This is a genomic window from Pseudomonas sp. GL_139_B, assembly GCF_057834475.1.
Genome location: NZ_CM174403.1, coordinates 2,820,141 through 2,834,693 on the forward strand (window position 1 = coordinate 2,820,141; position 14,553 = coordinate 2,834,693).

15 protein-coding genes and 1 pseudogene are annotated in these 14,553 nt (G+C 57.3%); 7 read left to right on the forward strand and 9 right to left on the reverse strand.

The window, feature by feature from the left end:
* Nucleotides 1-6: 6 nt before the first annotated feature.
* From fapB to pnuC, 4 genes are all read right to left on the reverse strand, one after another.
* Nucleotides 7-579, reverse strand: coding sequence for a fibril amyloid subunit FapB (gene fapB, locus AC3ISI_RS12955; protein ID WP_489337315.1), 573 nt, complete (start codon nucleotides 577-579; stop codon nucleotides 7-9).
* Between the two features lies 1 nt (nucleotide 580).
* Nucleotides 581-1,018, reverse strand: a complete 438-nt coding sequence (gene fapA / locus AC3ISI_RS12960) for a fibril amyloid chaperone protein FapA (protein WP_489337703.1) — start codon at nucleotides 1,016-1,018, stop codon at nucleotides 581-583.
* Nucleotides 1,019-1,349: 331 nt separating this feature from the next.
* The gene (locus tag AC3ISI_RS12965) at nucleotides 1,350-1,874 is read right to left on the reverse strand and encodes an AAA family ATPase (RefSeq protein WP_489337316.1); all 525 of its coding nucleotides are present in this window, start codon (nucleotides 1,872-1,874) and stop codon (nucleotides 1,350-1,352) included.
* Nucleotides 1,871-2,434 carry a nicotinamide riboside transporter PnuC gene (pnuC, locus tag AC3ISI_RS12970; RefSeq protein WP_489337317.1) on the reverse strand — a complete coding sequence of 188 codons (564 nt, stop codon included), beginning with the start codon at nucleotides 2,432-2,434 and terminating at the stop codon, nucleotides 1,871-1,873. Before pnuC ends, AC3ISI_RS12965 begins: the two co-directional genes overlap by 4 nt.
* A 317-nt stretch (nucleotides 2,435-2,751) precedes the next feature.
* Between pnuC and AC3ISI_RS12975 the strand changes: the two genes are divergently transcribed.
* Nucleotides 2,752-3,582, forward strand: coding sequence for an undecaprenyl-diphosphate phosphatase (locus AC3ISI_RS12975; protein ID WP_027923530.1), 831 nt, complete (start codon nucleotides 2,752-2,754; stop codon nucleotides 3,580-3,582).
* Nucleotides 3,579-4,010: a DUF1294 domain-containing protein gene (locus AC3ISI_RS12980; protein WP_489337318.1), complete on the forward strand. Its 432-nt coding sequence runs from the start codon at nucleotides 3,579-3,581 to the stop codon at nucleotides 4,008-4,010. Before AC3ISI_RS12975 ends, AC3ISI_RS12980 begins: the two co-directional genes overlap by 4 nt.
* On the opposite strand, the gene AC3ISI_RS12985 is transcribed toward AC3ISI_RS12980, so the two are convergent.
* The gene (locus tag AC3ISI_RS12985) at nucleotides 4,007-4,366 is read right to left on the reverse strand and encodes an MmcQ/YjbR family DNA-binding protein (protein ID WP_489337319.1); all 360 of its coding nucleotides are present in this window, start codon (nucleotides 4,364-4,366) and stop codon (nucleotides 4,007-4,009) included. The genes AC3ISI_RS12980 and AC3ISI_RS12985 overlap by 4 nt on opposite strands.
* Nucleotides 4,363-5,271: a LysR substrate-binding domain-containing protein gene (locus AC3ISI_RS12990; protein ID WP_489337320.1), complete on the reverse strand. Its 909-nt coding sequence runs from the start codon at nucleotides 5,269-5,271 to the stop codon at nucleotides 4,363-4,365. The genes AC3ISI_RS12985 and AC3ISI_RS12990 overlap by 4 nt, the downstream gene beginning before the upstream one ends.
* Nucleotides 5,272-5,400: 129 nt before the next feature.
* Here AC3ISI_RS12990 and AC3ISI_RS12995 point away from each other — a divergent pair, with 129 nt between their 5' ends.
* On the forward strand, nucleotides 5,401-6,012 hold the full coding sequence (locus AC3ISI_RS12995) for an FMN-dependent NADH-azoreductase (RefSeq protein WP_489337321.1): 612 nt from the start codon (nucleotides 5,401-5,403) through the stop codon (nucleotides 6,010-6,012).
* A 250-nt stretch (nucleotides 6,013-6,262) separates the two neighbouring features.
* Complete coding sequence (locus tag AC3ISI_RS13000) at nucleotides 6,263-7,300, forward strand: alpha/beta hydrolase family protein (RefSeq protein ID WP_489337322.1); 1,038 nt, start codon at nucleotides 6,263-6,265, stop codon at nucleotides 7,298-7,300.
* A gap of 117 nt (nucleotides 7,301-7,417) precedes the next feature.
* On the opposite strand, the gene AC3ISI_RS13005 is transcribed toward AC3ISI_RS13000, so the two are convergent.
* Nucleotides 7,418-8,605: an MFS transporter gene (locus AC3ISI_RS13005; RefSeq protein ID WP_489337323.1), complete on the reverse strand. Its 1,188-nt coding sequence runs from the start codon at nucleotides 8,603-8,605 to the stop codon at nucleotides 7,418-7,420.
* A gap of 275 nt (nucleotides 8,606-8,880) precedes the next feature.
* The gene (locus AC3ISI_RS13010) at nucleotides 8,881-10,470 is read right to left on the reverse strand and encodes an ABC-F family ATPase (protein ID WP_080943075.1); all 1,590 of its coding nucleotides are present in this window, start codon (nucleotides 10,468-10,470) and stop codon (nucleotides 8,881-8,883) included.
* 496 nt (nucleotides 10,471-10,966) lie between these two features.
* Here AC3ISI_RS13010 and lpxO point away from each other — a divergent pair.
* A pseudogene (gene lpxO, locus AC3ISI_RS13015) lies at nucleotides 10,967-11,871 on the forward strand (lipid A hydroxylase LpxO).
* Between the two features lie 131 nt (nucleotides 11,872-12,002).
* On the opposite strand, the gene ku reads toward lpxO, so the two are convergent.
* A complete protein-coding gene (gene ku, locus AC3ISI_RS13020) occupies nucleotides 12,003-12,851 on the reverse strand; it encodes a non-homologous end joining protein Ku (RefSeq protein WP_489337324.1) in 849 nt (282 codons plus the stop codon).
* A 188-nt stretch (nucleotides 12,852-13,039) separates the two neighbouring features.
* On the opposite strand from ku, the gene AC3ISI_RS13025 reads away from it, so the two are divergent.
* Nucleotides 13,040-13,375 (forward strand): hypothetical protein, encoded by a 336-nt coding sequence (locus AC3ISI_RS13025; protein WP_489337325.1) that lies wholly within the window; start codon nucleotides 13,040-13,042, stop codon nucleotides 13,373-13,375.
* A 25-nt stretch (nucleotides 13,376-13,400) separates the two neighbouring features.
* Nucleotides 13,401-14,552 carry a PQQ-dependent sugar dehydrogenase gene (locus tag AC3ISI_RS13030; RefSeq protein ID WP_489337326.1) on the forward strand — a complete coding sequence of 384 codons (1,152 nt, stop codon included), beginning with the start codon at nucleotides 13,401-13,403 and terminating at the stop codon, nucleotides 14,550-14,552.
* Nucleotide 14,553 lies beyond the last annotated feature (1 nt).

The following is a 14,553-nucleotide window of genomic DNA, read 5'->3' on the forward strand; positions in this document are numbered from 1 at the left end:
TTTGGGTCAATCCGCGACCCGTACGCTCACGGTGTTGGCCATTCGGTTTCCCACCCCGGCGCTCTGATTCAACTGAATTACCCCACGGCTACCGGTGAAAGCCTGGTCACTGGTAGAGACCTGGCGATAGCCTGGTGCAGAGTCAGTTGGATCGGAGTTGTTGAGCAGCGCCACGTTCTGTTGCCTGAGGACGCTGTCGTCGATACTTTGCGGCTGAACACCGACGCTGATGCGCAGTGCGTTAGCTTGTTGGTTATTGGCGCCTGTGCTCTGGTTGACTCCCAGTGCACCGCTGCCGTGACTGAAGGAGTCGCCGTGGATACTGGACTTGGCATCGATCGAGGGATCGACTACGGCGCGCAATCGCTGGCGAATCTGTGTGGTCGCACTGGCTCCATGGCCAATGGCGAAGGCCCGGGCGTTAACCTGTTGCTGTTGATCGCCAGCAGCCTGGTTGACTGAGAGATTGCCCTGATACTGCGTGCCCGAACCGTCGATGTCGGCGTTATTGATGACGGGAGGTTGGGCGAAGGTCGATGCACTGCAAAACATGGCAATAATCAGCAGCGAACGATTCATCTTAATGGTCTCCCGTTAAGATTTTCAGAGCACCCATGCCTTGCGCGATGTTTGAATTGATCATGTTGGCAATGCCGTTGCCGGAATTTCCCGAGTGCCCCGCTGGTAGGTTCGAAAGCTGGGTCTGATTGGTGATATTGCCGCCCAGGTTGTTGGTGCCTTGAGCAACCAGGCCTGTGATGCCTGAACCACTGGCGATTCTGGCAAAGTCACCGTCGCTCAACTCGTTCGTTTGAGCGATGATTTGTTTGGACGGATTGGCATTGACGGTGGTGGGGCTAGGGTCGGGAATCATCGGCGGTGTCACCGCGTTGCGCGGTTGGACCTCACGTTTGATAATGATGATGCCGTTGTCAGCCTGCACAGGTAGGCAAACACTTGAGCCTAGCGCGCATCCGATCAGCAGGAGGCTATAGAAACCTTTATCAAATTTCCCCACAGCGGCAATTCCTTCTGTAAGTGGAACGCTGGCCCTTATCAGCGCTGCGAGGTAGAAAGCAGAAGGTGTGCCGGTTTTTGTTTTTCTTTTAAAATCAGTTGCTTGGCTTTGACTATTGAAGTTGTCAAACGAGTTTTGTAACGCCACAGAGACAGAAGCACGCAAAAGCGCCGTCCATGCTGGCGGCATTGCTCGCCAAGGTCGCTGAAGGCCGGTTGTATCAGTGACTTAACATTTTCTTGCTAAAGTGCACAAACCGCTTTAGCTCAAGGGTTTGCGCAGGGTAGGGTGTTTCAGGAATGGACATTTTTGGCAGGGCGGGGTATCCCTGTCAGGCCTTGAGCAGGTGCGTCACTGCCTCGAATGCCGCGTCCTTGCGCTGTTGCCAATCACCTTGCAGTACCTGAAAAGGCTGGCGGTGCAGGTCAAGCCATTGTCGGCTGGCCTGGAAAAACGCCTGGCGTTCTGCCAATTGCGGTTGGCAACGCTGCCCGTCGTCATGCCAGGCCACGGTCTCAGGGCTCAGCAGCAAATGCAGGTCGTAATGCCGTGCCAGCAATGCTTGCTCGATCCACGTCGGGCAATCGCCAAACAACGTGCGACTCCAAAGGATATTGCTCAAGAGGTGCGTATCGAGAATCAGCAGTGACGGTTGTCTCGAGCGCGCTTCATCCTCCCCATTAAGCTGGCCATTTGCTATGGCTGTAATGTCATCGTAGCGGGTTTCGCGGGCTTCGCTTTCGATGAAGTGCCGAACGTACTCACCGACCAATACGCCGCCAAAGTTGGCGTGAATCTCACTCGAAAGCCAGCTTTTGCCGCTGGATTCGGGCCCAGTGAGCACGAGCACTTTCATGCGTGTAATGCCGGGTCGGCACGCCATTCACGCCAGCCTTGCACTGCCAGCAGCAGGAACAGTGCATAGAGGGCAGACGTGAGGTACATGCCTTTGTAGATAAACAACCCGACGAAAATCACATCAACGGCGATCCACAGTGGCCAGCATTGCACGCGCTTTTGCGCCATCCACATTTGTGCGACCAGACTGAACCCGGTCAGAGCGGCGTCGAGCCATGGCTGGGCTGCATCGGTCCAGTGCGCCATGGCGGCGCCCAACAGCACACTGCCCAACGCGCCTGCCGCAAGGCTCAGGGCCACCGATTTTGCGTTGAGCCGGCTGACCTGCCGACCAGTATTCGTCTCACCTGCACGGGTCCATTGCCGCCAGCCGTAGAGTTGCAGTGCGGCGTAGATCACCTGCAGGAGCATGTCCGAATACAGCTTCACCTCAAAAAAGATCCAGCTATAAAGCAGCACCATGACCAGGCCGACCGGCCAGCACCAAGGGTTCTGTTTGACCGTCAACCAGACGGCGATCACACCGAGGGCGGCGGCAAACAGTTCAAGCCCGGACATGGTGGATCCTTGGGAAAGCGAAATAGGGTGGCGGATTGTACCGGCAGCTGCCACCAAGTAGAACCTGTAGTAACGAAGCAGCATCCTTTGCCGGTCGGGCATGGGAGCCCCAAGTGCTATTCAGCGGCAGCGTTATAAAGGCTTGTCTGATAGGATTTCGGGCCCGCGCGGAAAAACCTGAACCACGGTCGATTTTCACGGAATTTTTACGGGTCCGTCTGGATCCTGTGCGCGCGGAATTTCAACTACGCTCAGCGCGATGAACGTTTAAAAAAACTAACGGGGCATGCCTGGGGGCATTGCTTCTTGGGGGATTGATGGATCTTTGGACCGCCTTTCAGGCACTGATACTTGGCGTAGTGGAAGGGCTGACGGAGTTTTTGCCCATTTCCAGTACCGGGCACCAGATTATCGTCGCTGACCTGCTGAATTTCGGTGGTGAACGCGCTATTGCGTTCAACATCATTATCCAGTTGGGTGCGATCCTTGCGGTGGTGTGGGAGTTTCGCCGCAAAATTCTTGATGTGGTCACTGGCTTGCCGACGCAACCGAGCGCTAGACGCTTTACCGCCAACCTGTTGATCGCCTTCATGCCGGCCGTGGTACTGGGGGTGATTTTCTCCGACCTGATTCACCATTACCTGTTCAACCCGATTACTGTCGCCACGGCGCTGGTGGTGGGCGGGGTGATTATGTTGTGGGCTGAGAAGCGCCAACATCAGGTGCATGCCGAAACTGTCGACGAGATTACTTGGCAGGATGCGTTGAAAGTCGGTTTCGCCCAGTGCCTGGCCATGATTCCGGGTACGTCGCGTTCCGGATCGACCATCATTGGCGGGTTGCTGTTCGGCCTGTCGCGCAAGACCGCTACAGAGTTCTCGTTCTTCCTGGCGATGCCGACCATGGTCGCTGCGGCGGTGTATTCGGGTTTCAAATACCGTCATCTGTTCGTGCCAGCGGACTTCCCGGTGTTCGCGATTGGTTTCGTGACGGCGTTCATCTTCGCCATGATTGCAGTCCGGGGCTTGCTCAAGTTCATCGCCAGCCACAGCTACGCGGCGTTCGCCTGGTATCGCATTGTGTTTGGCCTGGTGATTTTGGCAACCTGGCAGTTTGGCTGGGTCGACTGGTCCGCAGCTAAACCATGAGTGACGCCGGCAGGCGCCACGACCCCGGGCGCAGGTTCGGGGGAGAGCGCATCCAGTATCTTCGACTGAAAATGCTGGTTTTTGCAGTACTTTGTGCGCTGCCGCTGTTTGGTTCGGTATCGCTCTGGCTGCGCGGGGTGTCGTTGATTCCTTTGGCGGCCTACGGGATTGTCAGTGTGCTGGCGTTTTTCCTGTACTGGAGCGACAAGCGCAAGGCCCGCGCCGACAACTGGCGCACACCGGAAAACATCTTGCACGCGGTGGAGCTGGCCGGTGGCTGGCCCGGCGCCTTGCTGGCCCAGCAGCTGTTTCGACACAAGACCCGCAAAGTCTCCTATCAGCTGCTGTTCTGGCTGATTGTGTTGCTGCACGAGGTGTTCTGGATCGATCAGTTATTCCTCGGTGCGAACCTGCTGGCATTGTTTTAAAGCAGCAATCCCACCTGGGTGCGTTTGGGCAACTTGCTCACCACCAGTTGGTGGGAACGTTGCAACAAGCCTTGCAGCTCATCGGCGCCTAGCGGGTAGGGCGTTTGCATGATGATCCACTGGGCTCTCGCCAAATAGGGAGCCGGGTGGATGCCCGGCCGGTCGCAATGTCCCAGAAAGAGGTCTTTGTCGACTTTGAAGGCCAGGGATTCACCGCGCAGGTTCTGCAGCGCGAACATCTTGTTTCCGGCAATCGAAAACACCCGTACACCGCCCCACTTATAGTCCTCCCGCGCACCTGGCAGCGCGAGACAGAACTGCGCGACGTCCTCTTCGTTCATGCGTGCCGCTTTCATATCAGTCGGTCCCCACCGGCGTTGAATGATTCGATCAAATGGTCGAGCCAGGCACGAACGGCTGGCATCACCCCGCGCCGGTGAGGGTAGACCGCTTGCAGCCAGCCGCCCGGCAATGACCATTCGGGTAGCAGTTGTACCAGCGAGCCCGATTCAAGCTCCTGTTCGCAATACATCATAGGCAGCAAGGTAAAGCCCTGACCGGCGAGGGTGCAGGCCTTGCGCACGATGAAGTCGTCGATGCCCAGCCGCGCTTCCAGGCTCAATTCAATACTTTTGCCCTGCAGATCCAACAGGCGGATATGCACCATGCGGTCGGCTTCGAGGGCGCCGAGTGTTGGCAGGTTCTTCAGGTCATCGGGGTGGTTGATTTCCCGTCCGTGCAAAAAATCGGGGGCGGCTACCATGACCATTTGCGCCTGACGCAAGCGTCGGGTGACCAACAATGGATCTTCGTCGCCCAACTCGCGCACCCGAAGGGCGACGTCGACGCCTTCGGTCACCAGGTCGACCCGGCGGTTGACCAACATGACTTCCAGTTGTACTTGGGGGTGTTTTTCAAGAAACCGGGCGATAACCGTCGGCAACCTCTCATGCGCCAGGCCGACGGGACAAGATACCCGCAATCGTCCGCGCGGTTCACTGGACATGCTGGCCACCGCTTCATCGGCCATTTCCGCTTCCAGCAACATCGCCTGACAGTGCCGCAAGTAGCGCTCGCCCACGGCGGTCAGCTTGAGTTGTCGGGTGGTACGTTGCAGCAGGCGCGCGCCGAGGCGTTCTTCCAGTTCGGCAATTCGGCGTGACAGGCGCGACTTTGGAATCCCGAGCAATCGTCCGGCAGCAGCGAAACCGCCAGCTTCAACCACCTTGGCGAAATAGTAGAGATCATTGAGGTCTTGCATAGCAGCAGTCCGATTGTTCTATCAATGGGACGAACTATCGCATTGTTGCGATCTAATCAGCTATTGGTTTCGCCTGTAGGATTCTTTCCATCAGATCGCCCCGTGGCGGTCCTCACCTGGAGATCCCACATGAAACTGTTGCATATCGATTCGAGCATTCTTGGTGACAACTCGGCTTCCCGTCTGCTGAGTAGCGAAGTCGTTAAAGCCTGGCAAACCGCAGAGCCGAACGCTGTGGTCACTTACCGCGACCTGGCTGCCGATGCCATCAGCCATTTCTCCGCCACCACACTGGTTGCTGCTGGCACCACCGCTGAACTGCGCAACGCTGCCCAACAGCACGAAGCCGAGCTGAGCGCCACCACCCTGGCCGAGTTCCTCGCCGCCGATGCCGTGGTGATTGCCGCACCAATGTACAACTTCACCATCCCGACCCAACTCAAGGCCTGGATCGATCGCATCGCCGTTGCTGGCCAGACTTTCCGTTATACCGAAGCCGGCCCTGAAGGCCTGTGCGGCGGCAAGAAAGTTGTGATCGTTTCGACTTCCGGTGGCCTGCATGCCGGTCAAGCCACAGGCGTGGCTCACGAAGAGTACTTGAAAGTGCTGTTTGGCTTCATCGGCATCACCGACATCGAGTTCGTCCGCGCCCATGGTTTGGCCTACGGCGACGAATTCCGGACTAAAGCCATGAGCGACGCTCAAGCGCAAATCAGCGAGCAATTGTTCGCCGCCGCGTAAGGCTTGCGTAAAGACGTCAAACTGCTCAGGCAATACCTAAAAAAACTCTGTATTCTGATCACGCAAGTGTCAGATACGGAGTTTTTTGTTTCTGTCTGTTTCAGGTTGTGGCCCAGGTTATGCATCACGGGGTTAACGTCCCCGTTCTGCAACGACCTTGGTGGCCGCAAATTGCTGGTGCAAGGCCGCTGCCTCGATAAACCGAGGAGAACGGGCTTTCCGGTCAAGTAACAAATGGTGGGGCATCCTTATGGTGCGTCTTTGTGCAGCGTTACTGTTTTGCCTGCTCAGCAGCCTGAATTCAGTGCACGCCGCGCCTGCGCCGCATCCTCACTGGAGCGTCGGCTTCCATGAGATGAGTTTTCTCGACCCCCTCGATTTGCAACCGATGCACGCCATCGCGTTCTATCCCTCCAACGCCAGAGAACACACCAGTAATATCGAGGGCTACACGGTCGAAGCCGGAGAAGATAGTCCTGTGGCAATCGGGCGCTTCCCGATGCTGATGCTGTCCCACGGCAACACCGGAACCCCGCTGGCCCTGCATTACCTCGCCACCTCGCTGGCGCGCAAAGGCTTTGTGGTGGTGGCGGTGATCCATCCCGGCGACAACTCCAAAGACCACAGCCGTCTCGGTACGTTGAGTAACCTCTACGGCCGGCCCATCCAGATTTCCGAGGCCATTACCGCTACGCTGGGTGATCGAATGCTTGCACCGTTCGTCAATGCCAATCAGGTCGGGGTGATTGGCTATTCGGCGGGCGGTGAGACGGCATTGATTCTGTCCGGTGCCACGCCGGACCTGGATCGGCTGCGCCGCTATTGCCAGGAGCGTCCGGACGACCACGATGCCTGCAACACCAAAGGCGAGTTGATCGCCGACCGTGATGACCTGCAACCCGTGGCCGACCCGCGTGTGCATGCCTTGCTGTTGATGGCACCGTTAAGTTTGAAGTTCGGACGTCAAACACTGGCCGACGTACATGTTCCGGTACTGCTGTATAGCGGCGATGGCGACAAATTGGTTGCAATCGATAAAAATGCTGTGGCGCTTGCGCGCAAACTGCCCATTGCACCGGACTTCAAATTATTGGCAGGCGCTGGGCATTTTGTGTTCATGGCGCCGTGCAACGACGAGCAAATCGTCAACACCCCGGGGCTGTGTACCGACGCCGATGGTGTCGACCGCGAAGGCATTCATCGTGACTTGATTTCCGAGGCCGGACGTTTTTTCTCTCGCACCTTGGGCATCGCAACCCGCGCAGGTCTGCAAACCGCTGATCAGTAGTCGCCACATCCCTTTGTAGGAGTGAGCCTGCTCGCGATAGCGGTGTAACAGCGTACATAAATGTTGAATGTCAGTCCGCTATCGCGAGCAGGCTTATTCCTACAGCAGCGGGGGTTATCAGGCCATCGCGCGGCGTTTGAGTAACAGGGTCAGCGCTAACCCAGCCACCGACAACAACGCCGCACTAAAGAAGATCCACGTATACCCCAGGTTCAACGCCACCGCGCCCATCAACGGCCCGGCAATTGCCAGTGCCAAATCAAAAAACACCGCATAGGCACTCAAGCCTGCACCGCGACTGGAATTGGGTATCTGTTTGATCGCTTCAACACCCAGAGCCGGATAGACGAGCGACAAGCCAAAACCGGTCAGGCCTGCGCCGATCAACGCATAGCCGGTCGATGGGGCCAGCCATAGCAGCACCAGGCCCGCGGTTTCGATGCTCATGCAGGCAATGGCCGAAGTAAATCCGCCGAAACGGCGGATACTGGAGATGAACAGCAGTCGCGCCAAAATAAAGCAGACGCCGAAAACGGTCAGGCAATACGCGGCGCCGGCCCAGCCACGGCTAACGTAATACAGGGTAATAAAGGTGGTCAGCGTGCCATAACCGATGGAGGCCAGGCTCAGGCTGGCCCCAAACGGTGCAATGCGCCCGAATACTGCCCAAAATGGCAGCCGCTCGCCCCGAACCACCGGCACTGAAGGTTTGTTGCGGATCAGCAGCAGCGCGACAAGCGCCAACAGCGACAATGCTATGCCCAAGCTGGCGAAGCCATACTCGGAGACCATCACCACGCCCAGCGGCGCACCGATGGCGATGGCACCGTAAGACGCAATGCCGTTCCAGGAGATGGAGCGGGCGGTGTGCTCCGCGCCGACCTGGCCCATGCACCAACTGATGGTGCCGACACCGATCAGTCCCTGGGCGATCCCAAGCAACAAGCGACCGGCTATCAGGACCAATAGACTGAATAGCGGTACGCTTTGCAACAACGTCGAAAGCAACGTCAATACGCCGCTCAGCACAATCCCTGTCAACCCGTAAATAATCGCCCGCTTGGTACCGATGCTGTCCGACATGCGCCCGGCCATGGGGCGGCTGAGCAGGGTGGCCAGGTATTGCGAGCCAATGGTCAGCCCCGCGATGATCGCGCTGAAGCCCAGTTGCTCATGAACATAGCCCGGCAACACTGCAATCGGCAGGCCGATGCAAAGGAAGGCAATAAAGGTATAAAAAACGATGGAGACGATCTGCAGGGTGATCGCCAGGGAGCTTTGTGGAGGGTGTTGCTGCGCAGACATGAGGGCTCGTTCGCGGGCGGCGGTGGAAGAGCTGCATCATGGCTTGGGTGTGAAATAAAAGAAAGCAGGCTAACTATATTTGTTGTGTCTGAGGGCTCCTTCGCGGGCAAGCCTCGCTCCTACGGGATCAAAGTCGTCCACAACAATTGCGCACGACGCAAATCCTGTAGGGGCGAGGCTTGCCCGCGAAGAGGCCCTCTGCACCGAAAAATATTCAGCCCTGAAATGCAAAAAGCCCCGTCACCAGGACAGGGCTTTTCATTTATTGCGAACGCTTAGAACACTACGCCCTGGCTACGCAGGTAATCATCATAGGTGCCGCTGAAGTCGATCACGCCGCTAGGGCTGAGTTCGATAATGCGGGTAGCCAACGACGATACGAACTCACGGTCGTGGCTGACGAAGATTAGCGTGCCCGGGTAGTTCTCCAGCGCCAGGTTCAGCGCCTCGATGGATTCCATGTCCAAGTGGTTGGTCGGTTCATCCATGATCAGCACGTTCGGCTTTTGCAAGATCAGCTTGCCGAACAGCATGCGGCCTTGCTCACCACCGGAGATGACCTTGACCGACTTGAGGATCTCGTCGTTGGAGAACAGCATGCGCCCGAGGGTGCCGCGAACGATTTGCTCGCCACCCTGAGTCCACTGACCCATCCAGTCGAACAGGTTGCAGTCGTCTTCGAAGTCGTGCGCGTGGTCCTGGGCGTAGTAGCCCAGTTCGGCGGCGTCGGTCCACTTCACAGTACCGGCATCCGGGGTCAGTTCGTTGACCAGGGTGCGCAGCAGGGTGGTTTTACCGATACCGTTCGGGCCGATGATCGCAACGCGCTCGCCGGCTTCAACCTGGAAGCTGAAGTCCTTGAACAGAGTCTTGCCGTCGAAGCCTTTGGCCATGCGCTCGACGATGACGGCTTGACGGTGCAGCTTCTTGGTTTGTTCGAAACGGATGAACGGGCTCACACGGCTCGAAGGCTTGACCTCGGCCAGCTGGATCTTGTCGATCGCCTTGGCGCGGGACGTGGCCTGCTTGGCTTTCGAGGCGTTGGCCGAGAAACGGCTGACGAACGATTGCAATTCCGAGATTTGCGCCTTCTTCTTGGCGTTGTCCGACAGCAGTTGCTCGCGGGACTGGGTCGCCACGGTCATGTATTCGTCGTAGTTGCCCGGGAACAGACGCAGTTCGCCGTAATCCAGGTCAGCCATGTGGGTGCACACGCTGTTCAGGAAGTGACGGTCGTGAGAGATGATGATCATCAGGCTGGAGCGCTGGGTCAGAATGTTTTCCAGCCAGCGAATGGTGTTGATGTCCAGGTGGTTGGTCGGTTCGTCAAGCAACAGCACTTCAGGGTCGGAGAACAGCGCCTGCGCCAGCAATACGCGCAGTTTCCAGCCTGGAGACACTTCGCTCATCGGGCCAAAGTGTTGCTCGATGCCAATACCCAGGCCCAGCAGCAATTCACCGGCACGGGATTCGGCGGTGTAGCCGTCCATTTCAGCGAATTCGGTTTCCAGCTCGGCCACGGCCATGCCGTCTTCTTCGGTCATTTCCGGCAGCGAGTAGATGCGATCCCGCTCAGCCTTGACCTTCCACAGCTCTTCGTGACCCATGATCACGGTATCGATTACGGTGAATTCTTCGTAGGCGAACTGGTCCTGGCGCAATTTACCCAGACGTACGTTCGGCTCGAGCATGACCTGGCCACCGGAAGGCTCAAGGTCGCCACCGAGGATTTTCATGAAAGTCGACTTGCCGCAACCGTTGGCGCCGATCAGGCCGTAGCGGTTGCCCGCGCCGAATTTGACCGAAACGTTTTCGAATAGCGGCTTGGCGCCGAACTGCATCGTGATGTTAGCTGTAGAGATCAAAGGTTTTTCCTGCGAAGCATTCAGAGTAGCTAGGGTTGCGGCAGTACCGATTCAGTACCCGTTTCCGGTATTCAAACCACGGGAAATGCATCCCGGTCAGAAGCGGAAGGTCCATCTGGCAATAAGTGGACAGCAGCATATGGAGCGCTTGGCCCGAGTCGAAGTGCGCTGAGACAGGGTTCAATCCCGTCATCAACCAAGGGGGGCGCGTAATGTTTGGCGGCGATTGTACTGGTCTGGCTCTTTAAACGATAGGGCATTGAGACCACGCGATCGCATTGACGGTATCCGCGAACAGATTTTCACATCTTGAAGCTAACTATTTGTTACAAGCAGTGGCTAAAATGCGATTTTTCAACACGATGCCGACAGTCGGTGCAGGCTCAACGAGCGCGCTACCTGGCCGGCTGTTTTGTTATCAGACGCTGCACAAAACCATTGGCCGACAGGCTGGCAGGGAAGGCAGTGTGTTCACTACTGACGTGTGACGATTTCTGTGAAACTGATCATTGCCTTTATTTACGTTGTCTCTATTGCGTACGTCCACCTGCGCGGTCAGGTGCGCCACAAGCTGGGCCGCCAATTGAGTGATCACTCGACGTTTCTGGCACCGCTCAATTGCTTCCTTTATTTGTTTTCGAAAATCCCCAACAAGCCCTATCTCAATCCTGCGGACTTCCCTGATCTGAGCCCGTTGCAGAAACATTGGGAAGAAATCCGTGCCGAAGGCCAGAATCTGCTGAAGGCGGGGGACATCAAACGTTCGGATCAATATAACGACGTCGGCTTCAACTCGTTCTTCAAAACGGGCTGGAAGCGGTTTTACCTGAAGTGGTACGGCGACAGTCATCCTTCTGCGATGAAGCTCTGCCCGCGCACCACTGAATTGGTGCAAGGCATCGGCTCGATCAAGGCGGCGATGTTCGCCGAACTGCCGCCTGGTTCCAGACTGGTCCGGCACCGTGATCCTTATGCCGGCTCCTACCGTTATCACTTGGGCCTGGAAACACCAAACGAAGTTGGTTGCTACATCAATGTCGACGGCGAGCACTACCACTGGCGCGATGGCGAAGCGGTGATGTTCGACGAAACTTTCATTCATTACGCGCAAAATACCACGCAACAGAACCGACTCATTCTGTTCTGTTCTGTGACGTCGAGCGTCCGATGAAATACCGCTGGGCGGCGGCGTTCAATCACTGGTTCAGCCGTAACGTGATGTCGGCGGCAGGGGCGCCGAACGAAAAGGTTGACAGGACGGGTGGCATTAACCGTTTGTTCGCCAGAGTCTACAAAATTCGCCTGCGGGGCAAAGCGCTGAAGAAGCGTAATCGTCAACTTTACTATTTTCAGAAGTGGGCGATTTTGGGTGGGTTACTGGCGGTGTTTGTGCTGATCTGAATGATGCGTTGTGGCGGATTAAGCGATCGCGAGCAGGCTCACTCCTGCATTTAATTTGTGTACGCCGCAAATCAAATGCAGGAGTGAGCTTGCTCGCGATAGGGCCCTTACACTCACCACAAAAACATCAACTAGCCCCGAGAAGTCTTCGTGGCTTTTTTCTGTGCTGCCGGTTTGGCTTTCCCGGCGCCTTTGTTGCCCAGGCTGCGTTTGAGCAACTCGGTCAAGTCGATCACGTCCGCCGTTTTGCGTTCCTCTTCACCTGTCGCCGTCTCGACGTCCTCAATCTTGCCTTCATTGGCCTTTTTCTCGACCAGCGCCATGATCTTGTCTTCAAAACTGTCGCGGTAGTCTTCGGGTTTCCAGTCGGCGCTCATGTCTTGCACCAGACGCTTGGCCATGTCGAGTTCGCCTTTGGCCAGTTCGGGCTTGGTCACTTCGCTGCCCAACTCAAGCGTATCGAGGCTGCGCACTTCCGCCGGCCAGCGCAACATCACCAACACCATCGCCGATTCCAGCGGCATCAACGCTGCCAGGTGCTGGCGTGTGTGCAACACAACATGGGCGAGTGCGACTTTATTGGTTTTGCTCAACGTTTCGCGCAATAGCGCGTATACCTTGCCGCCCCGTTTATCCGGGGCTAGGTAGTAGGGCGTGTCAATGTTTTGCAAGGGGATTTGCTCACTGTCGACAAACGAAAAAATGTCGATGGTTTGCGTGGACAACGGGTGCGCCGACTTGATTTCGTCTTCGCTGAGGACCACGTACCGACCCTTTTCGTACTGCACACCTTTGACGATATGCTCCTTGGTGACTTCCTTGCCGGTGACCTTGTTGACGCGTTTGTACCCGACCGGCTCCATGCTGCGGCTGTCGAGCCAGTCGAAATCCACCCCTTGGGAAGACGTCGCCGACACCAGCGCCACAGGGATATGCACCAGCCCGAAACTGATTGCGCCTTTCCAGATTGCCCGTGCCATGGTCGTCTTCTCGCAAGTGATGATCAAGTGACCTGTGCCCCGGCGCAAAAGTTTCAGCCGGTTGTGGGCCACTGTCTAGCGGGGTGGTCGTCTCGTGTTACACCTTATGAAAGAGGTTTTAGTTAACAAATCCGAACCCCGGGCGTAGCGTGCTATAGAAGACTCTATCCACGTAGAGAGGCTCTCCCATGAACAGATATGTGCTCGTCTGCACCGTACTGGCGCTGAGTGGGTTGCTGGGCAGTCTGGCGCACGCATCGCCATTGTTGCTGCTGGCCCAAAGCCCGACGGGGGCTTCGAGCAATCCTTACAACAGCCCTATTCACCGCGCCAACCCGAACAGCATGCAAGGCACGCAATCCAGCGCCCCGGCCATGCGCGGGCCAAATACCGTGCCGGTACCGCGCCCTCCGACCTTGGAAAACGGCGGCATCGGCAATCGTTATCCCCAAGGCCAATCGGCTCCCGCCAGCTCACCGACATTCATTCCCAATCCACCTCCGCGAGATGCCGGCACCCGTTGAGCCGGAGCGACAAAAGGAATCACGCATGTTTCGTAAAACCGTGTTCGTTACCTTGTGTGCTTGCGCACTGATCACCGCTGCAACGCCCGTTTTCGCCGCGCCGGTCCAGGAACTGAATAGCGAACAGGGTACTCTCGAGGTCGCTACGATCACCAAGGGGCTGGAGCACCCGTGGTCGCTCGCGTTCCTGCCGGACCGCAAGGGCATGTTGGTCACCGAGCGGGCGGGAAACCTGCGTGTCGTCGGTGTTGACGGCACACTGTCCGCCCCGATTGATGGTGTGCCGAAGGTCTGGGCCAAAGGGCAGGGCGGCTTGCTGGACGTGGTGCTGTCCCCGGACTTCAGGCAAGACCGTACGGTGTATCTGTCGTATGCCGAAGGCGGCGGCGCGGGTGACAAGGCGGGCACGGCGGTCGGCCGGGGGCAATTGTCCGAAGACCTGAAAACCCTCAAGGACTTCCAGGTGATCTTCCGCCAGGAACCGAAGCTCTCTGTCGGCAACCACTTCGGGTCGCGACTGGTGTTTGATCGCGACGGTTATCTGTTCATCACCCTCGGCGAAAACAATGACCGGCCTACGGCCCAGGACCTCGACAAGCTGCAAGGCAAAGTCGTACGGATCTACCCGGACGGCAAAGTGCCGGACGACAACCCCTTTGTCGGTCAAGCCGGCGTGCGCCCGGAAATCTGGTCCTATGGCCAGCGTAACCCGCAAGGCGCTGCGCTCAATCCGTGGACCGGTGTGCTCTGGGAGAACGAACACGGGCCTCAAGGTGGCGATGAGCTGAATATCATCGAGCGCGGTAAAAATTACGGCTGGCCACTGGCAACCCATGGCATCAACTATTCTGGCCAGCCGATCCCCGAAGCCAAGGGCAAGACCGCCCAAGGCACTGTGGCACCGCACCATGTCTGGGAAAAGTCCCCGGGCCTGAGCGGAATGGCGTTCTATGACGGTGATCGATTCAGGGCCTGGCAGCACAACGTGTTTATCGGCGCGCTGGTGAGCCAGGAGTTGATCCGCTTGCAGTTTGATGGCGATAAAGTCGTTCACGAAGAACGTTTGCTCGGTGAGCTGAAGGCCCGGATTCGCGATGTGCGGCAAGGCCCGGATGGGTATTTGTATGTACTGACCGATGAAGACGACGGCGCACTGTACAAGGTTGGCCTGAAGTAAC